The organism is Demequina muriae, assembly GCF_030418295.1.
Classification (GTDB): Bacteria; Actinomycetota; Actinomycetes; order Actinomycetales; family Demequinaceae; genus Demequina; species Demequina muriae.
In genome coordinates this window covers 1,025,560-1,051,170 of sequence record NZ_JAUHQA010000001.1, presented here as the reverse complement: position 1 = coordinate 1,051,170, position 25,611 = coordinate 1,025,560, and the positions used below count along the sequence as shown (strand labels likewise).

26 protein-coding genes and 1 pseudogene are annotated in these 25,611 nt (G+C 70.0%); 16 read left to right on the top strand and 11 right to left on the bottom strand.

Annotated elements, in window-relative coordinates; translation table 11 throughout:
- Position 1: 1 nt before the first annotated feature.
- Genes QQX02_RS04865 through QQX02_RS04825 form a run of 9 tightly spaced genes read left to right on the top strand, consistent with a single transcriptional unit; the run spans position 2 to position 9,246 of the window.
- Entirely contained in the window at positions 2 to 2,035 is a 2,034-nt protein-coding gene (locus tag QQX02_RS04865) for a dipeptide/oligopeptide/nickel ABC transporter permease/ATP-binding protein (RefSeq protein ID WP_301141613.1), read from the top strand.
- Entirely contained in the window at positions 2,032 to 2,838 is an 807-nt protein-coding gene (locus tag QQX02_RS04860) for an ABC transporter ATP-binding protein (protein ID WP_301141612.1), read from the top strand. The genes QQX02_RS04865 and QQX02_RS04860 overlap by 4 nt, the downstream gene beginning before the upstream one ends.
- A gap of 22 nt (positions 2,839 to 2,860) precedes the next feature.
- A complete protein-coding gene (locus QQX02_RS04855; RefSeq protein WP_301141611.1) occupies positions 2,861 to 3,802 on the top strand; it encodes a dihydrodipicolinate synthase family protein in 942 nt (313 codons plus the stop codon).
- The gene (locus QQX02_RS04850; RefSeq protein WP_301141610.1) at positions 3,802 to 4,752 is read left to right on the top strand and encodes an ROK family protein; all 951 of its coding nucleotides are present in this window, start codon (positions 3,802 to 3,804) and stop codon (positions 4,750 to 4,752) included. The genes QQX02_RS04855 and QQX02_RS04850 overlap by 1 nt, the downstream gene beginning before the upstream one ends.
- Positions 4,749 to 5,438 (top strand): N-acetylmannosamine-6-phosphate 2-epimerase, encoded by a 690-nt coding sequence (locus tag QQX02_RS04845; protein WP_301141609.1) that lies wholly within the window; start codon positions 4,749 to 4,751, stop codon positions 5,436 to 5,438. Before QQX02_RS04850 ends, QQX02_RS04845 begins: the two co-directional genes overlap by 4 nt.
- Positions 5,438 to 6,214: a glucosamine-6-phosphate deaminase gene (nagB, locus tag QQX02_RS04840; RefSeq protein ID WP_301141608.1), complete on the top strand. Its 777-nt coding sequence runs from the start codon at positions 5,438 to 5,440 to the stop codon at positions 6,212 to 6,214. The genes QQX02_RS04845 and nagB overlap by 1 nt, the downstream gene beginning before the upstream one ends.
- Complete coding sequence (locus tag QQX02_RS04835) at positions 6,211 to 7,173, top strand: DUF4862 family protein (protein WP_301141607.1); 963 nt, start codon at positions 6,211 to 6,213, stop codon at positions 7,171 to 7,173. Before nagB ends, QQX02_RS04835 begins: the two co-directional genes overlap by 4 nt.
- Positions 7,142 to 8,332, top strand: coding sequence for an N-acetylglucosamine-6-phosphate deacetylase (locus tag QQX02_RS04830; protein ID WP_301141606.1), 1,191 nt, complete (start codon positions 7,142 to 7,144; stop codon positions 8,330 to 8,332). Before QQX02_RS04835 ends, QQX02_RS04830 begins: the two co-directional genes overlap by 32 nt.
- The gene (locus tag QQX02_RS04825; protein WP_301141605.1) at positions 8,329 to 9,246 is read left to right on the top strand and encodes an alpha/beta hydrolase; all 918 of its coding nucleotides are present in this window, start codon (positions 8,329 to 8,331) and stop codon (positions 9,244 to 9,246) included. Before QQX02_RS04830 ends, QQX02_RS04825 begins: the two co-directional genes overlap by 4 nt.
- A 52-nt stretch (positions 9,247 to 9,298) precedes the next feature.
- On the opposite strand, the gene QQX02_RS04820 is transcribed toward QQX02_RS04825, so the two are convergent.
- Entirely contained in the window at positions 9,299 to 10,309 is a 1,011-nt protein-coding gene (locus QQX02_RS04820; RefSeq protein WP_301141604.1) for a phosphotransferase, read from the bottom strand.
- 118 nt (positions 10,310 to 10,427) lie between these two features.
- Here QQX02_RS04820 and QQX02_RS04815 point away from each other — a divergent pair, with 118 nt between their 5' ends.
- A complete protein-coding gene (locus QQX02_RS04815) occupies positions 10,428 to 10,709 on the top strand; it encodes a hypothetical protein (RefSeq protein ID WP_301141603.1) in 282 nt (93 codons plus the stop codon).
- Positions 10,710 to 10,768: 59 nt separating this feature from the next.
- Here QQX02_RS04815 and QQX02_RS04810 read toward each other — a convergent pair whose 3' ends face one another.
- From QQX02_RS04810 to QQX02_RS04800, 3 genes are read right to left on the bottom strand one after another with little or no spacing between them, the layout of a single operon-like run.
- The gene (locus QQX02_RS04810) at positions 10,769 to 11,674 is read right to left on the bottom strand and encodes a phosphotransferase (RefSeq protein ID WP_301141602.1); all 906 of its coding nucleotides are present in this window, start codon (positions 11,672 to 11,674) and stop codon (positions 10,769 to 10,771) included.
- A gap of 9 nt (positions 11,675 to 11,683) precedes the next feature.
- Positions 11,684 to 12,919: an RNA polymerase sigma factor gene (locus QQX02_RS04805; protein ID WP_301141601.1), complete on the bottom strand. Its 1,236-nt coding sequence runs from the start codon at positions 12,917 to 12,919 to the stop codon at positions 11,684 to 11,686.
- A 13-nt stretch (positions 12,920 to 12,932) separates the two neighbouring features.
- On the bottom strand, positions 12,933 to 13,283 hold the full coding sequence (locus tag QQX02_RS04800) for a YciI family protein (protein ID WP_301141600.1): 351 nt from the start codon (positions 13,281 to 13,283) through the stop codon (positions 12,933 to 12,935).
- A 112-nt stretch (positions 13,284 to 13,395) separates the two neighbouring features.
- Between QQX02_RS04800 and QQX02_RS04795 the strand changes: the two genes are divergently transcribed.
- A complete protein-coding gene (locus QQX02_RS04795; RefSeq protein WP_301141598.1) occupies positions 13,396 to 13,980 on the top strand; it encodes a DUF1349 domain-containing protein in 585 nt (194 codons plus the stop codon).
- A gap of 51 nt (positions 13,981 to 14,031) precedes the next feature.
- On the opposite strand, the gene QQX02_RS04790 is transcribed toward QQX02_RS04795, so the two are convergent.
- The 5 genes from QQX02_RS04790 to QQX02_RS04770 form a co-directional block, all read right to left on the bottom strand.
- Positions 14,032 to 14,694 carry an NAD(P)H-dependent oxidoreductase gene (locus QQX02_RS04790; RefSeq protein ID WP_301141597.1) on the bottom strand — a complete coding sequence of 221 codons (663 nt, stop codon included), beginning with the start codon at positions 14,692 to 14,694 and terminating at the stop codon, positions 14,032 to 14,034.
- The gene (locus tag QQX02_RS04785) at positions 14,691 to 15,128 is read right to left on the bottom strand and encodes a MarR family winged helix-turn-helix transcriptional regulator (protein ID WP_301141596.1); all 438 of its coding nucleotides are present in this window, start codon (positions 15,126 to 15,128) and stop codon (positions 14,691 to 14,693) included. The genes QQX02_RS04790 and QQX02_RS04785 overlap by 4 nt, the downstream gene beginning before the upstream one ends.
- Positions 15,129 to 15,242: 114 nt before the next feature.
- The gene (locus tag QQX02_RS04780) at positions 15,243 to 15,848 is read right to left on the bottom strand and encodes a putative glycolipid-binding domain-containing protein (protein ID WP_301141595.1); all 606 of its coding nucleotides are present in this window, start codon (positions 15,846 to 15,848) and stop codon (positions 15,243 to 15,245) included.
- A gap of 106 nt (positions 15,849 to 15,954) precedes the next feature.
- The gene (locus tag QQX02_RS04775) at positions 15,955 to 16,272 is read right to left on the bottom strand and encodes an AzlD domain-containing protein (protein ID WP_301141593.1); all 318 of its coding nucleotides are present in this window, start codon (positions 16,270 to 16,272) and stop codon (positions 15,955 to 15,957) included.
- Positions 16,269 to 17,057, bottom strand: a complete 789-nt coding sequence (locus QQX02_RS04770; protein ID WP_301141592.1) for an AzlC family ABC transporter permease — start codon at positions 17,055 to 17,057, stop codon at positions 16,269 to 16,271. Before QQX02_RS04770 ends, QQX02_RS04775 begins: the two co-directional genes overlap by 4 nt.
- A gap of 271 nt (positions 17,058 to 17,328) precedes the next feature.
- On the opposite strand from QQX02_RS04770, the pseudogene msrB reads away from it, so the two are divergent.
- Both msrB and QQX02_RS04760 read left to right on the top strand, forming a co-directional pair.
- Positions 17,329 to 17,715: pseudogene (gene msrB / locus QQX02_RS04765) on the top strand (peptide-methionine (R)-S-oxide reductase MsrB); the annotation flags it as partial.
- 203 nt (positions 17,716 to 17,918) lie between these two features.
- Positions 17,919 to 18,518 carry a hypothetical protein gene (locus tag QQX02_RS04760; RefSeq protein WP_301141591.1) on the top strand — a complete coding sequence of 200 codons (600 nt, stop codon included), beginning with the start codon at positions 17,919 to 17,921 and terminating at the stop codon, positions 18,516 to 18,518.
- 314 nt (positions 18,519 to 18,832) lie between these two features.
- On the opposite strand, the gene QQX02_RS04755 is transcribed toward QQX02_RS04760, so the two are convergent.
- Entirely contained in the window at positions 18,833 to 19,804 is a 972-nt protein-coding gene (locus QQX02_RS04755; RefSeq protein WP_301141589.1) for an NUDIX hydrolase, read from the bottom strand.
- Positions 19,801 to 22,086: an RNA degradosome polyphosphate kinase gene (locus QQX02_RS04750; RefSeq protein WP_301141588.1), complete on the bottom strand. Its 2,286-nt coding sequence runs from the start codon at positions 22,084 to 22,086 to the stop codon at positions 19,801 to 19,803. Before QQX02_RS04750 ends, QQX02_RS04755 begins: the two co-directional genes overlap by 4 nt.
- Positions 22,087 to 22,201: 115 nt before the next feature.
- On the opposite strand from QQX02_RS04750, the gene QQX02_RS04745 reads away from it, so the two are divergent.
- From QQX02_RS04745 to QQX02_RS04735, 3 genes are read left to right on the top strand one after another with little or no spacing between them, the layout of a single operon-like run.
- Positions 22,202 to 22,687 carry a GbsR/MarR family transcriptional regulator gene (locus tag QQX02_RS04745; protein ID WP_301141587.1) on the top strand — a complete coding sequence of 162 codons (486 nt, stop codon included), beginning with the start codon at positions 22,202 to 22,204 and terminating at the stop codon, positions 22,685 to 22,687.
- A complete protein-coding gene (locus QQX02_RS04740) occupies positions 22,684 to 23,634 on the top strand; it encodes an ABC transporter ATP-binding protein (protein ID WP_301141586.1) in 951 nt (316 codons plus the stop codon). The genes QQX02_RS04745 and QQX02_RS04740 overlap by 4 nt, the downstream gene beginning before the upstream one ends.
- Entirely contained in the window at positions 23,634 to 25,298 is a 1,665-nt protein-coding gene (locus tag QQX02_RS04735) for an ABC transporter permease subunit (RefSeq protein WP_301141585.1), read from the top strand. Before QQX02_RS04740 ends, QQX02_RS04735 begins: the two co-directional genes overlap by 1 nt.
- The last annotated feature ends 313 nt before the right edge of the window (positions 25,299 to 25,611 follow it).

Sequence of the window (25,611 nt, the reverse complement as noted above, 5' to 3'; positions counted from 1 at the left end):
CATGCGACGCACACTCACCGAACGACTGTCCGTCCCGGGCCTGCGCTTGGGCCAGCTCTCCACTGCCTCGACCATCGGACTGGTGCTTCTCGCGATCATCGCGCTGGCATCGCTGTTCGCTCCCCTGATCGCCCCGTACGACCCGCTGGCATCCGGTCCTCCGGTCGGTCCTCCTAGCGCCGAGCACTGGTTTGGCACCGACCGTCAGGGGCGAGACATCTTCTCGCGCCTGCTCTATGGAGGCCGCTACTCACTCACGATCGGCCTGGGTGCGACTCTCACCGCGCTGGCAGTCGCGGTCGTGCTGGGTTCGATCGCCGCGACCGCACCCAAATGGATCTCCGAGACACTGATGCGGATCATGGACGTGGTGATGTCCTTCCCCGGCATCGCCCTGGCCGCAGTGTTTGTGGCGGTGTTCGGCAAGTCGCTGCCGGTGCTGATTCTCACGATCGCCTTCCTCTACGTCCCCCAACTGACCCGGATCGTGCGCGCCAACGTGCTCGACCAATACGGAGAGGACTATGTCGCGGCGGTCCGAGTGATAGGCGCATCCACACCCCGGGTGATCGTCAGGCACGTGGCCCGCAACACCATGGCCCCTGTGCTCGTGTTCGCGACCATCCTGGTGGCCGATGCGATCGTCTTCGAGGCGTCGCTGTCCTTCCTCGGTGCAGGGGTGCCCGATCCCGCGCCGTCATGGGGCAACGTCATCGCTGCCGGTCGCAACCTGATCATGAGCGGCGCATGGTGGGCCACGTTCTTCCCGGGCCTGCTCATCATGATCTCGGTCCTATGCCTGAACCTGCTGTCCGAAGGCATGACCGATGCGATGATCGCGCCCAAGGAACGCAGACGGCGTTCGATGTCCGATGCGGCCGCCGGGCAAGGCGCGGAGGCGCTCGCGGGCGCGCAGTCCAGCGGCGTGGAGGCTACCGGCGACGGTTCCGACCGTGTGGACACGGCGGCGTCGTTGCATGCGACGACGCCCGGCCTGCCACTGGAGGAGCGCTTGGCCCAACTGCGCGAGATTGAACTCACCCGCACCGACCGGCTCGAACGCGCTGCGGATGTGCCTCCGCTGCTTGAGGTTCAGGACCTGTCGATTTCGTTCCCGCGCCATGGCGACGTGCACGTGGTCGACCATGTCAACTTCACCGTCCGGCCCGGAGAGACTTCCGCGATCGTGGGCGAATCGGGATGCGGCAAGTCGATCACGTCGCTGGCGATCATGGGCCTGCTGGACCCGCGGGCGACCATCACCGGTCGGATCCTCTTCGACGGCAAGGATCTGTTGACGATGTCTGCTGCCGAGCGCAACGCGCTGCGCGGGCACGACATCGCGATGATCTACCAGGACGCCCTCAGCTCGCTCAACCCCGCGATGCTGATCAAGTCACAGATGAAGCAGCTCACGTCGCGCGGCGGAACCCGTAGCGCCGAGGAGCTGCTGCGACTGGTGGGGCTCGATCCACAGCGCACGCTGTCGTCGTATCCCCATGAGCTCTCGGGCGGCCAGCGCCAGCGCGTTCTCATCGCGATGGCTCTCACGAGGGATCCCCGCCTGGTGATCGCAGACGAGCCGACGACGGCTCTGGACGTCACCGTCCAGGCCCAGGTGGTCGAGCTCCTCAACACACTGCGCGAAGAGTTGGGCTTCGCGATGGTGTTCGTCTCGCACGACCTTGCGCTGGTCGCGGAGCTGGCTCACCGCATCACCGTCATGTACGCGGGTCAAGTGGTCGAGCAGGGCACCACTCGCGAACTGTTGACGCAACCCGTCCACGAATACACGCGGGGTCTGCTGGGGGCTGTGCTGTCGATCGAGTCCGGATCGGACCGGCTCCATCAGGTGCGGGGGACTGTCCCGTCCCCGCGCGACTTCCCTGCCGGCGACCGCTTCGCGCCCCGCTCGTCGGATCCTGCCCGGCACGCGGGCGTGACGCCCGTGCGGCGCAGGGTGTCGGGCACCGACCACTATTACGCCGCGCATCCCGACGATGCGCCCGTAGAGCCGATCGGAGACCCGCGATGACCGATGCAATCGTTGAACTGAGAGACGTCCACGTTCGCTACAAGACCCGGACTTCGGGCCTGCTGCGGCCGCACTACGTCGATGCGCTGGCAGGGCTCTCAATCGCGGTGCGCCGCGGCCGCACGCTCGGCATCGTCGGGGAGTCCGGCTCGGGCAAGTCCACCGCGGCGAAGGTGCTCGTCGGCCTGGAGGCGCCCACCTCGGGGCAGGTGGTCTTGGGAGGCGAAGAGGTGACGCGCTTCACGACCAGCGTGCGCCGTCGCCTCGGTAGGACCTTGTCCGTGGTCTTCCAGGATCCCGCCACGGCGCTCAACCCCCGCATGACCGTGCGGGATGCGCTGTTGGATCCGCTCCAGGTGCACGGGGTCGGCAACGCTCGTCAGCGCCTCGCGAAAGTCAGCGAATTGCTGGGCATGGTCGGACTGCCGGCATCGGCGCTCGATGCTTTCCCCAACCAGCTATCCGGCGGTCAGCGTCAGCGCGTCGCGATCGCTCGGGCGCTGGTGCTGGATCCGCAGGTCATCGTGGCGGATGAGCCCACCTCCGCGCTCGACGTGTCCGTGAGGGCGCAGATCCTCAACCTGCTGACGGATCTGAAGAACGAGCTCGACCTGGGGATGGTGTTCATCTCGCACGACATTCAGACGGTGCGCTACCTCTCGGACGAGATCGTCGTGATGAACGCGGGCCAGGCTGTCGAGCACGGCGACGCCGCTCAGGTCTTCGACCACCCGTCGGCGGACTACACCCGCTCTCTCCTGGGCGCTGCGCCCTCGCTTCTCGCCTCTCACCCGCTCTCCTGAACAACCTAGAACTGGACCCACTATGTCTCACGCCACGACCGCCCGATTCTCCGGAGTCATCCCTCCCGTCGCCACGCCGCTCAAGCTCGACGGCAGCATTGACCACGGCTCGCTCGAACGCCTCGTCGATCATCTCGTCAGCGCGGGTGTCGACGGGTTGTTCGCGCTCGGCTCCACCGGGGAGACGGCCTACCTCACCGACGCCCAGCGGGTCTCGGTCTCGCGCACGATCGTCGATGCGGCATCGGGCCGAGTGCCGGTCATCTCGGGGGCCATCGAGCTGACGTCCGTCCGCACATCGGAGGTGGCGCGGATGCTCTGCGCCACCGGCGTGGACGCCATCGTGACCACCGCGCCGCTGTACGCCATCAACTCTGTGACCGAGGTAGCGGCGCACTTCCGGGCCGTGGCGGCAGCGATTGATGTGCCGTTGTGGGCGTACGACGTGCCGGTGCGCGTCCACGCGAAGCTGGGCTTGGACCTGCTCATGCAGCTCGCCACGGAAGGCGTGCTCCACGGGGTGAAGGACTCGTCCGGTGACGATATCGCCTTCCGTCGATTGGTCGCCGCCAATGCCGCGGCTGGCCGGCCGCTGCAGCTTCTCACGGGGCACGAGGTGGTCGTCGACGCGATGGCGCTTGCGGGCGCTGACGGGGTCGTGCCCGGGCTCGCGAATGTCGACGCGGCAGGCTACGTGCGCCTGTGGGACGCGACCACCCGGGGTGACTGGGAGACCGCGCGGGCCGAGCAGGAGCGCTTGAATCAGCTGTTCGAGATCGTGTTTCAGCCCGTGGGGCTGTCGGGTGACGCCACCGGTGTCGGCGCCTTCAAGGCGGCCATGAAGGCGCAGGGCCTCATTGCGACTGCGACGGTCGCGAACACGGTGGAGGCGGTCGATGCCGATGCCGTCGAGAGGATCACCGCCATCCTGAGGTCTCTCGAGATGCTGCCAGCGGCCTCCTGATGAGCACACACGTGCTGGCCGTCGACATCGGCGGCACCAAGACTGCGGCGACGATCGTCGACTCGGAGTCGCGCGTGATCGACAAGGTCGAGGCGCCGACCCCCGGTGCCCACGGGCCGGATGCGGTCATTGAAACCGTCGCCCAAGTAGCGGGCGAGGCGGCTCGCCGGGCAGGCATCCCCGAGGTGCAGGCCGTTGGCATCGCTGCGGCGGGCGTCGTGGACTCGACGACTGGCACGATCCTGTCGGCGACCGAGACCCTGGCCGACTGGGCGGGAACTCCTGTCGCCGCACGGGTGCGCTCGCAACTCGGTTCCCTGATGGCGCCGTCCGGGCCCATCGTCGTGGTCAACGACGTCGACGCTCATGCGGTGGGGGAGCATCGGTTCGGCGCGGCCGTTGGCAGCGCGAGTGCGCTAGTGGTGGCGGTGGGCACCGGCATCGGTGCGGGAATCATCCTCGATGGACGAGTCTGGCGCGGTGCGCGTCACGTGGCGGGAGAGTTCGCCCACGTCCCGGTGCCCGGCACCTGCACGCTGCGCTGCCCCTGCGGGAGGTTGGGCCACCTCGAGGCCATCGGCTCGGGAGTCGGGATGCATCGGCTGTACCTCGCGATCGGCGGTCGCGACGATGTGCGCAGTGCCAGAACGCTCGCGCGGCTCGCTGCCGAGGGCGATGACACTGCGCAGCGTGCCATCGCCGAATCCGCCGCTGCGGTGGGGCGAGCGATCGCCGGCGCCGTCAGCCTCATCGACCCGGAGTGCGTGGTGATCACCGGCGGCGTGCCTGCAATCGGCGACCTGTGGTGGCGTCCCATGCGCGAGCAGTTCCTCACGGAGGCCATCGACGTGCTCCAGGAGGTCCCGATTCTTCCCGGCACCTTGGGCGACCACGCACCGCTGCGTGGTGTCGGGGCGCTGGCCTGGGATCAGCTGGGGGAGTGCTCATGACGGGCACGGCCGATGCGGTGGTGGAGCGCCTGAACGGTGCACTGGTGGTCTCGTGTCAGGCATATCCGGGAGAGCCGATGCGGGACCCTCGCACGATGTCGCAAGTCGCGCGCGCTGCGGTGGCGGGGGGAGCGGCCGGCATTCGGGTGCAGGGCATCGAAGACATTCGCGCCGTCGCTGATCTCGAGGTCCCGGTGATCGGCCTGTGGAAGGTGGGGACCGACGGAGTCTTCATCACCCCCACCCTTGAGCACGCACGCGCAGTGGCAGCGGCGGGAGCGGACGTGGTGGCGCTCGACGGCACACGGCGCAGCCGCCGCGATGGGCTGTCTCTGGCGGAGACGATACGGCGCCTGCGCGCCGAGAGCGACGTCGTCGTCATGGCCGACTGCGGGTCCGTGGAAGACGCATTGGCGGCAGAGGACGCGGGGGCCGACATACTCGGCACGACCCTCTCCGGATACACCGGGGAGCGGCCCGTGACTCAGGGGCCCGATCTCGAGCTCATCGAGTCCATGGTCGCTCAATGCTCCCGTCCCGTCATGGCGGAGGGGCGCGTGCACACGCCCGATGCGGCCGCCGCTGCCATGAGGGCGGGGGCGTTCGCGGTGTGCGTCGGCACCGCCATCACCCACCCGACGACCATCACGACATGGTTTGCCCGCGCGCTGCGAGAGGAGCACTGATGGAGGTCATCATCACTCCTGCGCCGGCCATCGGCGGCCTCGTTGTGGACCAGATTGGGGCGCTTCTGGACCGCAAGCCCACCGCAGTGCTGGGCTTGGCGACCGGGTCCAGCCCGCTCGTTGCGTACGAGGAGCTCGCGGCCCGTGTGAATGACGGGAGGCTGTCGCTCGCACGGGCGCGCGGCTTCACCCTCGACGAATACGTGGGTCTGCCCGAGGGCCACCCCTGCAGCTACCGCAGTGTCATCGATCACGAGCTCGTGTCGCGAGTGGACTTCGCGCCCGGAGCGGTGATGGGACCCGATGGAACCGCGCCGGACCTTGAGGCCGCGTGCGTGCAGTACGAGCACGAGATCTCCACTGCGGGCGGCGTCGATCTCCAGATCCTGGGCATCGGAACGGACGGGCACATCGCCTTCAATGAGCCCGGGTCCTCGCTGGCCTCGCGCACGCGGGTCAAGACGCTGACGGATCAGACCCGTCGCGACAACGCCCGCTTCTTCGACGGGGACGTCGATGCGGTGCCTCGCCACTGCCTCACCCAGGGGCTGGGAACGATCATGGATGCACGCCACGTCGTGCTCGTCGCGACAGGTCGAGGGAAGGCCGCGGCGGTGCGCCAGCTCGTCGAGGGCGCGGTCTCTGCCCTGTGGCCCGCCACGATCCTGCAGCACCACCCGCACGTGACGGTCGTCATCGATGAGCCGGCCGCCGCGCAGCTCGAACTGGCCGACTACTACCGCGACACGTACGCCGCCCGCGAGCTGGCGCGGTGAGCAGCGCACTGCCGCCCGTTCTGGTGAGCGCCTACGCGGCCTCGCCCGCGCATCAGTCGTGGGAGCCGCAGCTTGAGGCGCGACTGCTGTCCGGACTGTGCGCGATGCCCGGGGTCGCCGGTCTCGAGGTGCCGTGGATGGGCGGAGTGCACCCGCACGACGACCAGTGGTTCCTCGCTCACGTGCCCGCTGGCGCGCAGTTGGCGCTCACGCCGTTGCCGTGGGTCATGGCCAGGGCGACGAAGGACTCGCACTATGGCATCGCATCGGCCGACGCCGAAGGCCGTCGGGCCGCAGTCGAGGATCTGCGCGCGGTGGCGAAGGATGTGGAGCGCCTCGCAGGAGTCAGTGCCGCGCGCGTGACCTACGTGTCCCTGCACACTGCACCGCGAGGCGGCGGTTCCGCTCCCGCGCTCGCGCGTTCGATCGATGAGATCGCCGCCTGGGACTGGCAGGGGGCGCGGTTGGTGGTGGAGCACTGCGACGCGGCGGTGGGGCACCGCTTCGAGAAGGGCTTTCTTCGGCTCGACGAGGAGATCGACGTCATCGCGGCCTCAGGCGCCATCCTCGGGGTGTGGCTCAATTGGGGGCGGTCGATGGTCGAACTGCGAGACGCGGATGCGGTGACGGTGCAGATCGCTCGGGTCGCTGCCACGGGTCTGCTGACCGGGCTGACGCTGTCGGGCACGGCGGACACCGACGGTCCGTATGGCAGCGCGTGGGCGGACGCTCACTTGCCGCTGGCGGCGGCGGACCCCCAGTCGGGCTCTCTGCTTGACTCCGATCACGTGCGGGCTGCCCTGTCGGCCGCTGGCCCGGTCGAAGCGCTCGGTCTCAAGGTGAGCAGGAGACCGGCAGACAGTACCGCGGAGGACGTGCTGCGCACCGTCGAGGACAACCTGCGCGCCACGCGCGACAGCGTTGGTCATGACACCGTCCCCGGGCACCGCCGTGGCTGACGTGCTGATCCACTCGACGCGGCTCATCACCGCAGGGGGCGACGGACGTCCCACGGACGTGCCCGACGCATGGGTCCACCTGAGCGACGGCGTTGTCGTGGCGACTGGGTCGGGACCGGTGCCAGCGCCCCTGACTGCGATGCCGAGCATCGACGGAAGCAAAGTCGCGGGCGCCGGCGCGATCCTGACCTCCGGCCTCATCGACATCCACAACCATGGCGGCGGCGGGCATTCCTTCGAGGATGGAGCCGATGCGATGGCCTGGGCCGCGGCGGCCCACGCGCGCTGTGGCGTGACGCGTATCGTCGCCTCGTTCGTGAGCGCCCCGGTGAGTGTCCTCACGGCTCAGCTTCACGCGGTCGCCGGTGCGGCAGGAACGAACGGCCCGCTGATCGGCGTCCACCTGGAGGGACCGTGCCTGGCGCACGGCCGTCGTGGGGCTCACGATCCCGAGGCGCTGACGCCCCCCGCTAGCGTCGACTTCGCGGCGCTGGCCGCGTCCGGACCCCTCGTCCAGGTGACGATGGCGCCCGAACTCGCGGGCGCATCCGGGGCCATCGCGGCGCTGCGCGAGGCCGGGGTGCGGGTCGCCGTCGGCCATACCGAAGCGGACCAGGAGTGCGCGGCCGCCGCCTTCGACGCGGGCGCCACGATCCTGACGCACGCCTTCAACGCCATGCCCTCTCTGCACCACCGCATGCCAGGCCCCGTCGGGGCGGCGATGGCCGACGAGCGGGTGACTCTCGAAGTCGTCGCGGACGGTCACCACGTGAGCCCCATTGTGGTCGCGATGCTGTTCCGCGCCGCTGCGGGCAGGATCGCGCTCGTCAGCGACGCAATGGCGGCGGCCGCGGCGGCGGACGGGCGCTACCGGCTCGGCGGACTTCACGTCGATGTGGAGGCGGGCAGGGCCACCCTGGCGGGGACGGACGTCATTGCCGGATCCACGCTGACTCTGGACCGCGCGATCCGCAACGTCACGGCGTGGGGCGTGCCGCTCACGGACGCGATCATTGCCGCGACGGCGACCCCCGCACTGGCCATTGGTCGAGCAGACCTGGGCACCCTCGCGCCCGGCGCGAGGGGCGACGCTGTGTTGTGGGACCGGGACATGAGCGCCGTCGCCGTGTGGCGCGATGGCGAGCCCGTGGAGCGATGACGTCGCGCCAGCGCCATGCGCGCATCGGCATCGCCACGTCACTGCTCCAGGCCCACGACTCGCTCGAGGGAGCGCCGACGCAGCGCATCGTCACCCTCGCCGACATCCGTGCCTTTCGCGAATGGGCGGCATCGCGCGCGACCACCGCATGCGCTGTGGCCTCGTCGCACGGTCTGCGCGCGATCGACCGCGACATCGGAGGAGTCGCCTGCACCATCTTTCGCGGTGATGAGGCGCCGCAGGCCCGGGTGGTCTTCCTGCACGGCGGTGGATTGGTCGCGGGCGATCGATTCGACGGCGTGGACGTGCTCGCGCGCCATGCCACGGCGCTCGCTCTCGAGGTGTGGACGGTGGAGTATCCCCTTGCTCCCGAACATGACTTCGCCGCCATGACCGGTGCTGCGACCGAGGTGTGCGCCTCCGCCGCTGAGGACGATCTGCCCGTGCTGCTTGCGGGACAGAGTGCGGGAGGAGGGATCGCCGCCGCCACCGCATTGGCCTGTCGAGAGCAGGGGATCCGGGTGGACGGACTGATGCTCGTCTGTCCGATGCTCTCCCGCCTGGAGACGGCATCCACTGCGGACTTCGCCGACGACCAGGCATGGAGCGTCCGCAGCACCGCCACAGGCTGGGCCGCCGCCATCAGCGAAGCTTCGCCTTCCCCGCCTGGCGAACGTACCGATCTGCACGCGATGCCGCCGACCTACCTCGACGTGGGCACCGCAGAGGTGTTCCGGGACTCCGTCGTGGCCTACGCACAGGCCTTGTGGGAGAACGGCTGCCGCGCAGAACTCCACACCTGGTCAGGGGCCTTTCACGCCTCGGACTGTGTGGACGACGAGGCACCGCCGTCGCGCGAGGCGCACCGGGCGCGAGAGAAGTGGATTCGTCGATGGCTGGTCGACGACCTGTGACGCCGCGAGGCGGCGAGTGGCGGTGCAACTGCAAGGAGCCCGCCGCCGAGGGCTAGCGCAGCACTCCGAGTTCACTCATCCCTCGCCACGCCATCGCGACGTTGAGCGGCCTGTCGAGCGTGGCCCACACCAGGCACTTGTGCAGCGCGATCCCCAACAGGCGGGCATCAAGTCCGGCGTCGTCTACGCCCGTCGCCTCGCGATAGGCCGCCACCGCCGACTCGACCCCGGCGCGCGGCATCGCCGTGTAGAGGAACGCCAGGTCCACGGCCCGGTCGCCGCGCGCGATCTTGCCCCAGTCGATGATCCCCGCGAAGTCGCCCCGGTCGCTCAGCAGATTGGACCCGTGCAGGTCCGCGTGCGACCACACCTGCTCGGTCGGCGCCGGCGCCTCCAGCGCGCGTGACCAGATCGCCCGCGCGGCGGCGGGATCGAGGCGCGCCCCGTCGGGGCCGCCGTCACCCACCTCGACCCGGCCAAGCGCCCACACCACCTCGGCGGTGCGCTCGGCGAGGGAGACAGACTGCTCGGGGTTGAACCAGGCCCTCTCGACCGGAGGCCGGGCGACGCCGCGCGGCGAGCCCGCCGCCGCATCGGCCGTCCCGTGGATCTCCGCGATTGCACGCCCGACCGGGGCGCCCGCTGCGGCGTCCAATGGGGCAGCATCGGCCGTGGTGCCGGGCACCCAGGTGACCACGGCCCACGGCCACGGATACCCCTCGCCGGGTGCGCCCGTCTGGATCACGTGGGGATAGGCGAACGACCACGCGGGCGACAGCGCCGCGGTCCACCGCGTCTCGCGAGCGAGCGACTCGACGGCCGTCTCCACACGGGGGAGCCGGACCGCGAGCGCATCTCCCAGGCGGTACATCGCCATGTCCCAGCCGTCGAACCGCTCGCCCACCGGGTGTGGGGCAAGGTGCGGCATCTGCGAGGCCAGCAGGGCGCGGACCGTCTCGACGGAGATGGCGGGGTGGGCGGCCGGGGGTCCGGTGTCGAGCGGGGTCGTGCTCTCGACGTCCCGCGCGACCGTGGGGGCGCCCGTCGCATCGGCCTTGCTCATGGTCGCGACGCTAGCACCGTTGAGGGGCACGGCAGCGGTGGCCGCACCCCGATGGATGGATCGCGCGCCCCCATGCGTTGTCCCCTGAGAAGGCAACCCCAGGAAGGGAGCGACGATCATGACCGATCACGCCAACCACGACCAGGACAAGCCGCGCGACGACGCGAGCAAGACGGATCAGGACAAGCCCATCGCGGTGGACAATGCCGCGAGCCACCGCCCGCCCCAGGCCGGCGGTCCGGACCTGCAGTCGCCGTCGAAGGATCCCGTCAGCGCCGAGGGCCGCATCGCGAAGGGCGGCAACCAGAACCCTGACGCCAAGCAGCCGCCCGCCTCGCAGATCCAGAATCAGCAGCGCAGCCAGGGCATGAACCACTCGGGGTGGGAAGGCAAGGGCTGAGGCCTGGCCTCCCCTAGGAGGAAGGCCCGCTCCACAGTTCTCGACGACCGGGTACGGGTCTAGTGCGCCACGCCTAGAGCGTCGAGGCCGCGCCACCCCATCGCGCTCACCGTGGGCTCGTCCACGAGCGCCAGCCCCGCGCTCTTCCACAGGCCGATGCCACGCGCCCGCGCCCACAGCGCATCGTTCCCGCGCCCCGTCAGCGACGCGTAGCGCTTCCATGCGCGCGCGACCCCCTCGCCAGGCATCAGCGTGAAGAGGAAGCCGAGGTCGACGGCCGGGTCACACCCGGCGATATCGCCCCAGTCGATGATCCCGGCGAATCGCCCGGCCTCCGACAGCACGTTGAACCCGTGAAGGTCGGCATGGCTCCAGACGCTCTCGTGCGGTGGGGGCGCCTCCATCGCGGAGGCCCAGATCTGACGCGCCTGCGACGTGTCGAGAGATCTGCCCGACGGCCCGCGAAGGCCCGTGAGGCCAGCAATGCTCGCCCGCATGTCCGTGTCGCGCTCGGCCAGGTCCACGCTCTCCTCGACGTTGAAGCGTGCATCGGGCGGTGCCGGTCGGTGAACCTGGCTCAGCGCCTCCGCCACGCTCACCCCAGCGTCCTCGTTCAACGGCACGTGGGCGGCAAGGGCGTCGTCGAGCCACTCGACCACGTTCCAGCGCCAGGGATACCCGTGGTCGGGCTCGCCCCGCCGGACGATGCGCGGATAGGGGAACGTCCACCCTCCGCTCAGCCGCGGCACGAGGACGGCTTCCTCCTCGAGCGCCGCGGCACCGTCGGCCGTGCGCGGCAGACGCACCGCGAGCGATTCGCCCAGCCGGAACATCGCCATGTCGAATCCCTCGTTCCGAGTCCCGACGGGGAGGTGCGCGAGGTCAGGATGCTGGGACGCCACGAGGGCGCGGACCGTCGCCTGGTTCACGGCAGGGTGGGCCTCTGGCGGTCGTCGAGCTGACACCCTCCGACCCTAGCCGCGCTCGGCGCGCTCCAGGAGGAAGGCCCGCTCGGCGGGGTTCTCTGTGAACTCGGCGGCCGTCGCGTAGGCGGCCCGCGCATCGGCCGTCCGTCCCAGCCGGTTCAGCAGGTTCGCCCTCGTGGCGTGCCACAGGTGGTAGCGCTCGAGTGGCAGCCCGTCGACGACCGCGAGCGCGGCACCGGGACCGCGCACCTCGGCGAGCGCCACCGCGCGGTTGAGCTCCACGACTGCCGTGGGGTGGAGCGCGAACAGCTGGTCGTAGAGCGTGAGGATCTGACGCCAGTCGGTGTCCTCGAAACGTGTGGCGTCCGAGTGCACCGCCGCGATCGCCGCCTGCACCTGATACGGGCCGGGGCGACCACGCCGAAGGCAGTCCAGGACCACTGCCTGGCCCTCCTCGATCAGGCCCGCGTCCCACCGCGAACGGTCTTGGCTCTCGAGCAGCACGACGTGCCCGTCGCCATCGAACCGGGCCGGCCTCCGCGACTCCGTGAGCAGCATGAGCGCGAGCAGGCCGGAGGCCTCGGGCTCCTCCGGCAGAAGGCGATGCAGTTCACGCGTCAGCCGCGTGGCCTCCCTGGCGAGGTCGGGCCGCGTCGCATCGGTGGTGCCCGAGTACCCCTCGTTGAACACCAGGTACAGCACCGCGAGCACGGCCTCCAGGCGCGCCGGCAGCTCCTCGCTCGGCGGCACCCGGTAGGGAATGCGGGCGGTGGCGATCTTGCGCTTCGCGCGCGTGAGGCGCTGCGCCATCGTGGCCTCCGGCACGAGGAACGCGCGCGCGATGTCCCTGGTCTCGAGGCCCGCGATCAGCCTCAACGTGAGGGCGACGCGGGCCTCCATGCCCAGTGCGGGGTGGCAGCACGTGAAGATCAGCCGCAGCTGGTCGTCTGCCACGGACTCGTCGAGGCGCTCCGCGACGGCCGATGCGGGATCGGCCTGGGTGCCATCGTCGCCCGTCAGCACCGCGCGGCGGCGGTAGCGCTCCTCGCGCGTGGACTCGCGGCGCACCACGTCGATCGCGCGATTCTTGGCCGTCGCGACGATCCACGCGGCGGGGGAGGGCGGGATGCCGTCGCGCGGCCAGTGCTCGAGGGCGCGCACAAAGGCGTCCTGCACAGCCTCTTCCGCGGCGTCGATGTCGCCCAGCATGCGCACCAGGGTCGCGACAGCGCGGCCGGACTCGCGGCGGAACACGGCCGCGAGCTCGTCCTGCGTCGTGGTCATCGCGGTGTCGCGGTCACACGCCCTGGAACGGGCGGACCTCGACCGGACCTTGGCACGCGGCCGATGCTTTGGCCGCCCACGCGAGCGCCGCATCGAGGTCCGGCAGCTCCAGAATCCAGAAGCCGCCGATGCGCTCCCTCGCCTCCGCGTAGGGCCCATCGGTCGTGACCGTCTGTCCCTCGCGCACATGCACGGTGGTGGCGGTGTCGGGCGCCTCGAGCCCGCCGGCGAACACGTAGATTCCGGCCGCTTGGGCCTCGTCGTTGAACGCCGCCGTGTCGCGGAACATGGCCTCGACGTCCGCGTCGTCGTCGAACAGCGGCTTCGAGTAGTCGTGGTGAACGCTGAACAGGTACTCGGTCATGATGATCCCTTCCGTGACGCGTGCGTCGCGCCCTCCATGTCTCCACGAATGGAGTCGCGCGAGATCGACACTATTGCGGCACGGCCGTCCGCGCCCGTCGTAGCCTGACGACATGGATCTTCAGGAACTGATGCGTGACGGCGAGTGGACCACGGAGCCCGTCCGGGCGGAGTGGGGCCCTGACGGCGAGCTGCTGGTGGAAGCGCGTGAGGAGTCTGACGCGTGGCGCGTCACGTCCTACGGCTTTGTTCACGACAACGCGCACGCGCTGCTCGCCCCCCTCGGCACGAGCGAGGCCGTCGAGGTGACGTTCCAGTTGGACTTCGACCAGCAGTTCGACCAGGCAGGGCTCATGATCCGAGTCGACGAGACGACGTGGATCAAGGCGGGCATCGAGTTCTCGGACGGGGCCGCGCAGGTGGGGGCCGTCGTCACTCACGGCTTCTCGGACTGGTCGGTCGCGCCTGTCACCGATTGGATGGGCCGCGAGGTCACGGTGCGCGCCTCGCGTGACGGCGACGCTGTCACCATTCGCGCTCGCGTCGCCGACGAGCCCTGGCGGCTGGTGCGCGTCGCACCTCTGTCTCCCACGGCCGATGCGCGGGCTGGGTTGTTCTGCTGCGCCCCCACCCGGCCGGGTCTGGTGGTGCGGTTCGTGGCGCATCGGCGCTCCGAGCCGGACTCGTCCCTGCACTGACGGTGCGTTCTGGCAGTCACTGAGTGTCGAGACGGAGCCCGATATCAGCACTCAGCGACTGCTGGCGCGCTCCGCGACCGCGGGGACGGAGGCGCGCGACGTGACCCGCGCATCGGCCGTCCCAAGGCGCGCCATCGCGGCGATGGCGCGAGTGAGGGGCCGCTCGCCGCGGTGACGCACCAGCGGGACGCGAGTCACGCCGACGGTCTTGATCCCGCAGTACCAGAGCGTCGCGGTGCGCAGGGCGCGGACGCCGGCGTCGCGGTACACGAAGCGACTCCACCAGGACGGCGAGTCCATCGTCATGACGATGCGCGCGGTACGGCCCTTGAGCAGCTTGTCCCAGCCCTGGCCGGTGCGGTGGTAGCGGAAGACGGCGCCCGAGAGCAGCACGCGATCGACCCACGCCTTGAACGCCGCGGGATAGGTGCCCCACCACTGGGGGAAGAAGAACACCAGGTGGTCGGCGTCCTCGACGGCCTCGACGTAGTCGGCGACTGCGGGGTCGAGCGGAACGTCCTCCTCAGTGCGGGGTGCTCGGAGCTCGTCGCGCGTGCGGGGGTGGTCCGGGATGGGGTCGGATGCGAGGTCGATCACGCGGACGTCGGCGCCCGCGATGCGTGCGGCGTCCACGTAGGACGCGGCAAGAGAGTGGTTGAGGGTGTCGGCGAGGGGAGTGCCGATGACGACGAGGATGCGGGGCGGGCGGGTCATGATGCGGCCTTCTCTCGGAGCAGTGCGGTCAGGACATTGAGGTGGTCGTTCAACAGTGCGGCGTCGATTCCTTGGGCCCGCGGGTCGGTGAACAGTGCGGTGAACTGCGCATCGAGGTCGCGCCCTGCGCGTTCCACGAGGTCGCGCGCGCGGTCGGTGAGCTCGAGGATCACTCGGCGTCCGTGCGCGGGGTCGTCGCGGGTGGTGATCCAGCCGTCGCGCACCAGCCCGGGCACCCTCTTGCTGACGGCGGCCTTCGAGATGCGCAGGCACTCCGCGAGGCCCGTGATGTCCGTGGGCTCGACGTCGGCGCAGGTCGCGAGGAAGACGAACTGATTGGCCGTGACGCCGTAGCGCTCGGTGAGCATCGCATCGGCCGCGGTGTCGAGCGCGGAGACTAGCTCGTGGATGCTGAACGTGATCTTGTCGGACATGGCAACGAGTCAACCAGTTGACATGCTTGGTGTCAACAGGTTGACATCATGCCGTCACGCGGGCGGTGCGCCTTGGCAGTCTCCGAGTGCCGAGATGGCGCGCGATTCCCGCACTCAGTGACTGCTGGCGCGCTCGCGACGGGCGAGGTCGGGGTAGTCGATCACCAGGCCGTCGGCGTCGACCGTGAGCTCGGCACGGAAGCTCCCGTCGGCGCTCGCGTAGTTGACGAGCCCTGCCGAGGCGCCTGAGGCGTATGCCTGGTCGCTTCGCAGCACGCGAAGCGAGGGCATCTCCACCCACGCCATCACGAGGTTCGTGCAGGCGAGATCGCCATCGAGCAGTCCGAGCCGACGGATCGGCATCGTGTTCGTCACGGGGCACAGTCCGAGGTCGCAGTCGACTGCCCCGTCGAGCCGTGCGGGGTCCTCGAGGCCTGGCGGGGCCATGTCGTCGTCTCCCCAGGAGGTGGCCTCGGCCGCCCACGTGCCTGAACGCGACCTCGTGAGCTCGAGCATCCGGCCCCAGCCGAAGCCGCGCGTCGTGACGCGCAGCGCACGGGTGATCCACCCGTCCGCGACCTCCAGCTCCCAACTGGAGGAGAAGTCGAGCGCCCGGGAGCCGCCGATCGCGCGCATCGACGTGCTGCCCAAGTCGATGGAGGCAAGATCGACGCGCGAAGGGTCGTCGACCCCGGTCCACGAGACGAGGTGGCGAGTCATGGCTCCATTCTCCGCGAGCCTGCGCGCTGGCGGGACATGAATGCACGAATCCCGCATCATCGTGCACTCATGTCCCACTGGGAGACGACGTGCTCGGACGGACGGCTCAGAGCCCGGCGAGCAGCAGGGCCGCGAAGGCGCCAGCCCCCGCCAGGAGCGTCCATCCCATGGATCGCTTCCACAGCGCCACCCCCACCGCGACCACCGCCGCGAGGTGCCACGCACCGAATCCACGCCACTCGGTCTGGTCGAGGAACAGCGCGTTGGCGACGATGGCGGCCATCGCCGCCGGGGCGACGAGCGACAGGGCCTTGCGCACGCGTGGTGGCAGCTCGCGGTCGCCGCCCAGCAGCACGATGCCGGAGATGCGGATCACGTACGTGCCGATCGCCGCGAGGGTGAAGACGATGAAGGCGGTCATCATGATGCCGCCTCCGGTGGGGTCTCGGGCTCGTCCGGGGCGGGGTCGCGGCGGCGCTCGGGCACCAGCGCGCCCAGGCCGATGCCCGCCAGCGCGCCGATCAGCACGTTCAGTCCGTACGGCACATCCTTGAGCGCCAGCACGACGGTGATCGAGATGCCCGTCGCCGCGACCGCGGGCCAGGTCTTGAGCGCCGGCACCAGCACCGCGATGAACATCAGCGGCACGATGAAGCCGATCTGCCACGACTCGGGGATCACAGGCCCCAGCACCACGCCGGCTGCCGTGCCCAGGATCCACACCACCACGAACGGGCCGGACACGCCGAAGATGAACCACCGGCGCCGCACCGCATCGGGCCAGTCACCGGCGGTCAGCACCGACACCGCCGCGGACTGGTCCGTCATCAGGTAGGCCAACCCCAGACGCCAGCGCAGGGGGAAGGCGGAGAACACTGGCGCGAGCGCCGCCGAGTACAGCGCGAGCCGAGCGTTGATGACCAGCGCCGTGACGATCGCGATGATGGCCGGTGCGCCCTGACGCAGCGCCTCGACGATCGCGATCTGACTGGCGCCTGCCGTCACCGTCGAGCTCGCGTAGGGCGCCATCCACCCGGGCAGACCCACCACCTGGATGAGCGCTCCGAATGCCATGCCGAACACGACGGCACCCGGCATCAGCGGCGCGATCGCGACGATCCCGGTCCAGATGTCCCGCCATTGCTGGGCGCCGATGCGCAGGAACGTGCGCGCCCGGGGGCCGGGTGCGGGCGATGAGGCATCGGTCACCGCGTCAGTGTGGCACGCGTCTGTGGTGCCAGTGGAGGTGCTGCTGGCACGACCACGGTGGCCCCGGGAACAAATCGGGTGCCGTCGGCGTCTTCGTCTGTGACCTGTCACGGCGAGACGCCGCATAGGGACCTTTCGGTCACAGCATGCGGCGCCCGGTCATCCCCCCTCAGCGGCCGGGCGTCGCGTGTGCCCCGGCACCGTGTGCTCTGACCCCATGGCCCCGCGCGTACGCTGACAGTCATCGAGAGCCACGTCGAAGGGACACGTCATGACACGCCGCATCGAGAAGTCCGAAGCCGAATGGCGCGCAGAGCTCAACCCCGACGAGTTCCACGTGCTGCGTGAAGCCGGCACCGAGCGCCCGTGGACCGGCGACCTGCTCGACAACGCCCGCGACGGCGTCTACCGCTGTCGTGCGTGCAGCGCCGAGCTCTTCCGCTCCGACACCAAGTTCGACTCCCACTGCGGCTGGCCGTCCTTCTTCACCGCCGAGAACGACGCGGTGACGTTGAGCGAGGACGTGTCGCTGGGCATGATCCGCACCGAGGTCCGCTGCGCGACGTGCGACTCGCACCTGGGTCACGTCTTCAAGGACGCGCCGCAGACCCCCACGGGCGACCGCTTCTGCATCAACTCCGTCTCACTCACCTTCGAGGACGGCGGGCAGGCAGGCAGTGGAGAGACGGCCGATGCGCGCGAGACCGACGGCGCTGGCGCCGAGACGGCGGGGGACGGGTCGGGCGACGATGAGCGGCTCCCGTACGACGCCGGGCGCGGCTTCCTCGACCCTCAGGCCAACCACTACACGGGTGAGTCGCGCAACCCCTGATGGTTGAGCCGCGCTTTCGCCGGCCCGCCATGCTCGACATGGAGGAGGCCGAGCAGATCGAGGGGGACATCGATCCCGCCGACCGCGGGCTGATCGCTCACGAGACCGCGCTCGCGCTCGTGTCGCAGGCCCGCGCCGCGCAGGACCCCGCACTCACCGACCGGCTGGTGCGACTGGTGGACGAAGAGGGCATCGACACCGTCGCCATGATGTGGTCGAAGGCCGGGGCGCACAGCCTGCCTGGCGCGCTGTGGCGCATCTACATGCTGCGCGAGTGGGTCAAGCATGAGCCACGGGCCGTCGCCCGCACCTATCACCACGGCGTGCACGCCGCCCATGTGCGGCACGCGATCGCCGGCGTGGAGGATCCCCCGGGTCCCACCGAAGTCCAGGCGCTCGCCGACTCGGTGCTCTCGGGCGTGTTCTCGGGCGACCTCGCCGTCGCCCTGGAGCGTGCGGGAGCCTTCTGTCGAGTGGTGGCCACCGGAGCCGCTTACGAGGCGGAGTCCGATGACGGGCACCACGACCGCCGCGCCCACGAGACCGCGCTGCGCGCCGCCCAGCTGCTGCGCACCGGCGAGGACCTCGAACGCTGCGCCGCGATGTGGCGCGAGGATCGTCTGGACTGACCCGGCTGACCCGGCTCGCGCATCGGCGGGGGTTGAGGTCCGGCGCGAGAAGCGTAGAGTGGTGCGTGACATCGGACTGCGGTAGCCCCGGGCTCCAACACAAGCCGCCACGAGCGGCCATTGCGCCGACTGGCGCTCCCAGTCCGATGTCGCTTACTCCCCCCGCCACGTGCGCACCGCGCGCTGGTGCGCTGCCGAGTGACGCGAACCGACGGACAGGCTCACCTGTATCGTCACGCCCGCGTTGAACGGGACACTGTTCGGCACGGCACAAGTCAGCCTGTCCGTCGGTCAGCGAGACCCGGGCCGGTGGCCTACGGGTGGACCTGCAGCAGGTGCGTCTCGATGGCGGTGACGCGAGGCCCGGAGTCCGTGTCGAGCACATGGGCGACGAGCACGCCGCCCGCCGGCAGGTACGGGTTCTTGCGGGGCAGCGCGCCGCGCGTGTAGGACCTGGTGGCCGCGCGCACCATCTCGACGATCGTGGGCAGCGTGGGGCGATGCACGCACACCACTCGACTCGAGGTCTTGCCGAGCAGGTTCACGAACACCGATGCGGTGGCGAGCGGCTTGGCGGCATGGCCGGGCTCGGTCAGCGCCTTGTAGCTGTTGACCTTGAGCCCAGATGCCTCGGCATATGGCTCCACCGTCGCGACGCACCGGCGCGCAGGCGACGAGTCGATGCACTTGACGCCGAATGCCGCGAACAGCGGCACCAGCTGCTGTGCGCGCTCCGTGCCCACCTTGGTGATGGGCCGGTCGATGTCCTCGCCGTCCCACCCCTTGCGCCTCTTCGCGCGGGCGTGCCGCGCGAGCACGAATGCACGGGTGTACAGCCGGTCGTTGCGGTACGCCTCGACCAGCACCTCGAGGGGGCGGAGGTCGTCCTTGAAGGTGATGACCCGACGGGCCTCCTCGACGGACAGCCAGCGCTTCTTGTCGATCTCGTTCTTGGACGCGTCCTTGACGGGTGGGCGCGCCCTCACCGACGCCGCGCCATCCGAGGCCAGATGTGCGGCCCAGTACTTGACGACCTTGGTCTTGCCCCCGGAGGGGTAGCGCAGCGTCGGCAGCGGCTGGCCCAGGATCACCTGCTTGCCGGTCTCCTCCGCCACCTCGCGGATCGCACACCCCGGGAGGGTCTCGCCGACGTTCAGCTTGCCCTTGGGCCAAGACCAGTCGTCGTACCGTGGCCGATGCACGGCCAGCACCTGGAGCTCGCCGTCACGGACGCGCCAGATCAGGGCCCCTGCCGCGATGACGGTTCCCGGGGGATAACGCTTCACTTGCGCTTGGCCCTCCGCTTGGGCTGGCGCTTGATGTAGGTGGCCTGCACGTCCTTGAGGCGGCGGCCATCCGCGTCCCTGGTGGTGCGGGTGAACACCCCGTCCTCGCTGAGCTCCCATGCGGAGTAGTCGGAGGACATCGCCATGTCGATGTTCTCGAGCAGGAAGTCCTTCTGGTGCGGCGCGACGATGGAGATCAGCGCCTCGATGCGGCGGTCCAGGTTGCGGTGCATGAGGTCGGCGGATCCCAGGAAGATCTCGGGATCCCCGCCGTTCGCGAACGCGAACACGCGCGAGTGCTCGAGGAACCGGCCCAGCACGGAGCGCACGCGGATATTCTCGCTGAGTCCCGGCACGCCCGGCTTGAGCGCGCAGATGCCTCGCACCACGAGGTCGACCTTCACGCCGGCCTGCGAGGCGCGGTAGAGCGCGTCGATGGTCTTCTCGTCGACGATGGAGTTGAGCTTGAAGCGCACCCAGGCGTCCTTGCCGGCACGGGCGTTCTCCGCCTCGCGCTCGATGCGGTCGATCAGGCCGATGCGCACGCCGGTGGGCGCCACGATGAGGCGCTTGAACTTCGCCTTGGGCGCGTAGCCGGAGAGCTGATTGAACAGCTTGGTGAGGTCGGCGCCCACCTCGGTGTCGTTGGTGAGCAGGCCGTAGTCCTCATACAGACGTGCGGTCTTGGGGTGATAGTTGCCGGTGCCGATGTGGCAGTAGCGCACCAGCCCCTCGTCCTCCTGACGCACCACGAGTGACAGCTTGCAGTGAGTCTTGAGGCCCACCAGGCCGTACACCACATGCACGCCCGCCTTCTCGAGCTTGCGGGCCCAGCCGATGTTCTGCTGCTCGTCGAAGCGCGCCTTGATCTCCACGAGGGCGAGCACCTGCTTGCCGTTGCGGGCGGCCTCGATGAGGGCGTCGACGATGGGGCTGTCGCCCGAGGTGCGGTATAGCGTCTGCTTGATCGCCAGCACCTTGGGGTCGAGGGCGGCCTGCGACAGGAACGCCTGGACCGACGTCGAGAACGAGTCGTAGGGGTGGTGCAGCAGGATGTCACCGCGCCGGATCGCGTCGAAGACGTTCTGCTCATCCGCGGTCTCGACGGGCGCGAGCTGGTGGTGAGTGGTGGGCCGGAATGCGGGGAACTGGAGCTTGGGGCGGTCCAGGTCCGCGATCACGTTGAGGCCGGTGAGGTCCAGCGGCGCGGGCAGATGGAACACGTCGTGCTCCGTGATGCCGAGCTCGCGCACCAGCAGGTCGTGGATGTGATCGGGCAGGTCCTGCGCCACCTCGAGGCGCACCGCAGGGCCGAACCGTCGCCGCAGGAGCTCGCGCTCCATCGCCTTGAGGAGGTTCTCGGCGTCGTCCTCCTCGACCTCGACGTCCTCGTTGCGCGTGACGCGGAACGTGGAGCTGCTCACGACCTCCATGCCGGGGAACAGGTAGTCGAGGTGCTCCGCGATCACGTCCTCGAGCGGCACGAAGCTGCGCGGCTCATCGGACAGGGCCGATGCGTCCGTCACCTGGGCGGCCTTGCCCGTCGAGTCCACGCTGAGGAATCGGGGCAGCGTCTCGGGGACCTTCACCCGGGCGAAGAACTGCTTGAGGCTGTCGGGGTCGCGCAGCTCGACCGCAAGGTTGAGCGAGAGTCCCGAGATGTACGGGAAGGGGTGTGCGGGGTCGACTGCCAGGGGTGTCAGGACCGGGAAGATGTCGGAGCGGAACAGCTTGCGCAGTCGCTCGCGCTCGGTCTCCTCCAGGTTGCCGATGTGCACGAGGTGGATGCCCTGCTCCTGCAGCCCCGGCAGCACCTGGTCCTCGAACACGTCCGCGTGGCGGTCCATCAGCTGGTGGGCACGCTCGGTCAGCGCGTCGACCAGGCGGGTGGGGCTCATGCCGGTCGCACTCGGCACCGCGAAGCCGGCGGCGATGCGGCGCTTGAGGCCCGCGACGCGCACCATGAAGAACTCGTCGAGGTTGGACGCGAAGATCGCGAGGAACCGCGCGCGCTCGAGCAGCGGGGTCGACTCGTCCTCGGCCAGCTCGAGCACGCGCTCGTTGAAGGCCAGCCAGGAGAGCTCGCGGTCGAGGTAGCGATCGGCGGGCAGGCTCGCGGACTGGTCGGCGGCGTCCACGTCCTCGTCGAACGGGTCGCTCGGTGCGCGATCTGCCGTGGCGATCGCCCCGCTGGTGGGGGGAGTGGGAGCCGTCGGATCGCCGGCGGGCACGGGCCCAGGCGCGGTCTGGTCGAGGCTGTCAGCCTGGGTGCCGTCGTGCATGTGCCCATCGTGGCATGGCGACGGGCGTGCGACCACCTCCCATGGTCCTCGTTCACCGACAGATCATCCGCACGGACGATGGACAGTTTCACGGATTTCAAATACAACTGAAAACATGACCGATGCATTCACGCCTGATGCCCTGACTCCCGAGCGCCTTGCGTACGTCGAGCGCGTAGCCGACTACTGGCAGGCCGGGGGCCTCGGCCACGCTGCGGGCGCGATCCTCGGATACCTGACCGTCTGCGAGCCCGCGGCCCAGACCCAGGCTGAGATCGCATCGGCCCTGGGCCTGTCTGCAGGGACCGTCTCGACGCAGCTGCGCACCCTCGCGGGCGTCGAGATGGTGGAGAAGGTGCGGCGCATGGGGGTGCGGACGCACTTCTACCAACTGCCGCAGAACATGTGGGTGCGACTGATCGGCTCGGAGGACCGGCGCATCGCCGGGATGCGGGTGCTCGCCGACGAGGGGCGCGCGGTGATGCCGGAGACGCGTCGCGACCGCATCGCCTCGCTCGATCAGATGGTGCGGTTCTTCGAGCACGAGTGGCCGCAGCTCTCGGCGCGGCTTGAGGAGTTCTTACGAAAGGAGGGGTCATGACACAGACCCCGGTGATCGAGGTCGATCGCCTCACCAAGAAGTACGGGCAGTTCACCGCGGTGGACGACGTGAGCTTCGCCATCCACCCCGGCGAGATCTTCGGATTCCTGGGTCCCAATGGCGCGGGCAAGTCGACGACCATCAGGGCGATCCTCGACCTCATCCGGCCCACCTCCGGCGCGTGCCGCGTGATGGGTCTGGACAGCAGGCACGACGCGGTGGAGATCCACCGGCGCATCGGATTCCTGCCGTCCGACCTGGCGCTGTGGCCGAACCTCACGGGCCGCCAGACGGTCGAGTACGTGGGCGGGCTGCGTGGCGGCGTCGACTGGACGCGGGTGGGCGAGCTGTCCGAGCGCCTGGGTGCGGACCTGTCGCGCAAGGTCGGCGAGTACTCGTCCGGCAACCGCCAGAAGCTGGGGATCGTGCTCGCCTTCATGCACTCGCCCCAGGCGGTGATCCTGGACGAGCCCATCACTGGCCTCGACCCGCTGGTGCAGCTCGAGTTCCACACGCTGCTGCGCGAGATGGCCGATGCGGGGGGAACCGTGTTCCTCTCGTCGCACACGATCAGCGAGGTCGAGCGCGTCGCGGACCGGGTGGCCTTCATTCGGCGCGGCCACCTGATCGCGGTCGAGCAGATGGCGGAGCTGCAGGACAAGGCGCTGCGCCGCATCACGTTGGAGTTCGGCGCGCCGGTGCCCGAGCGGGCCTTCCTCGGTGTGAGCGGCGTGCACGAGGTGACGATGGACGGGCCCACCGTGACGGCGCAGTACGAGGGCTCGATGGCGCCGCTGCTCTCCGTCGCCACGGCTCATGACGTGCTGTCCGTCTCCTCCGCGAGCGTCGACTTGGACGAGATCTTCCTCGAGTTCTACCGGGACGAGGTCGAGGCCGCCGGTGATGATCTGGACGCCGCTGGCGGGCGCGACGGTCGGGTGGCGTGATGCTGCGCACCGTCTACCTCAAGAGCCTGCGCGACCGGTGGCTGGGCGCCGTCATCGCGGTCGCGTCACTGTTCGCCATCGCGTGGATGGGATTGTGGGCGTACGCCGACATGGGCGACGAGGCCACCGACTTCATCTCGCAGATGCCGGACGCGTACCTGTCGCTGCTGGGCATCACCTCCGACGCAGGAGTCGCGGGACTGATGCTCAGCAACATGTTCAACTTCCTGGGGCCGTTCGTGATCGCTGGCCTTGGCATCTCCATGGGGGCCGCAGCGATCGCGGGCGAGGAGACCGCGGGCACCATGAATGTGCTCGGCGCCCTGCCGCGCAGCCGCGCCCGCCTGCTCCGGTCCAAGGCCCTCGCCGCCGCGACGATCGTGGTCGTCGCCGGCGTCGCGGCGTCCGCGTCGTACGTGGTGGCGGCCGCGCTCGCCGGTGCCGACGTGGGCTCGATGGATCTGGCCGCTGCCACGGTCCACATGCTCGTGGTGTGCCTGATGTTCGGCGCCCTCTCCCTCGCCCTGGGGGCGTGGACGGGCAACCGTGCGCTCGCCTCGGGCGTGGGCGTCGGCCTCGTGGTGCTGTCGTTCCTCGCGTCCGGACTGCTGCCGCTCTTCGATGGCCTTGCCGGCTGGGCGAAGGCGTCTCCCTGGTACTGGATCAGCGGTCCGCAGCCCATGACGACCGGGCTCGACTGGGCGCCACTGCTGGTGCTGCTCGCGGTGACGGCCGTGCTCGTGGGCGTGGCGTGGTGGGGATTGGTGCGTCGTGACCTCGGGGCGGGCGCGTCGCGAGCGCCGATGCTCGAGCGGCTGCGTGAGGACCCGCGCCTGGGGCGCGCGGTCGCCCTCCTGGCGGGGCGTGCGTCGACGCGCGGGATCGCGACCAAAGCGCTGACGGACCTGCGGCCCTACCTGGTGGTGGCCGGCGGCGCGATGGCTCTCCAGGCGCTGGTGCTCGGTCCCTTGTTCGGTGCCATGCAGAACAGCGCCGTCAACATCGGAGAGGTGGTGGAGGCGATGCCGGAGTCCATCCTCGCGATGGTGGGCTTCGCGGACTTCTCGACCGCGGAGGGCTGGTACTTCGGCGAGCTCATGACGATCGTCGCGCCTGTCGCGGTCGCGGTGATCGCGATCAATGCCGGAGCGGCACTTGCGGGTGAGGAGCGGCGGCGCACGGTGAGCGTGCTGGCGACGATGCCCGTGTCGCGCAGGTCGCTGGCGATCCGCAAGGCCGCCGCGATCGCGGTCGGATCGGTCATCGCCGGCGTCGCGCTGTTCGCCGGGGTGGCGGGAGGAAACGCCATCGCCGGCCTGGGCATGGACGTGACCCACATCGCCGCCGGGGGCGTGCTGCTCGCCGGTCTGGGCATGCTGCTCGGATCGGTCGCCTTCGTGGCGGGCGCGGTCACCGGACGGGTGAACGCGGCGATCGGCGCGAGCACCGGGGTGGCAGTGCTCGGCTGGGGCATCAACAGCTTCGTGCCCGTCAACCCCGACCTCGCTGACTGGGCGCGCGTCTCGCCGTTCTACTACTACGCCGCGGGCAACCCGCTCGAGGTCGGCATGACGTGGTGGCACCTCGCGGTGCTGGTGGGGGTGGCCGCAGCGCTGGTCGCGGTGGGTGTGGTGGCGTACGGCCGTCGCGACCTGCGGGGGTAGCGACTGGTCGGCACAGGTCCCGACTCCGCCCTGCCCGACCCCCGCCCCGCCCAACCTCCGTCGCGCCCCGCCCAACCCCCGCCCCGCCCAACCCCCGCCCCGCCCAACCCCCGCAAGTGTCGATATCCGTGCACATCTGGGCGCCACGCTGCACGCCTTTCGACACTTGCCGAGCGGGGAGAGGCGGGTAGGGCGGGGAGAGGCGGGGTAAGGCGGAAAGGGCGGGGCCAGGTGCGGGGCGTGGGCGTGGGCCGAGACAGACGGCCGATGCGGAGACGGCCGGGTGCTCCACGGCACCACGCCCGCTTAGGCT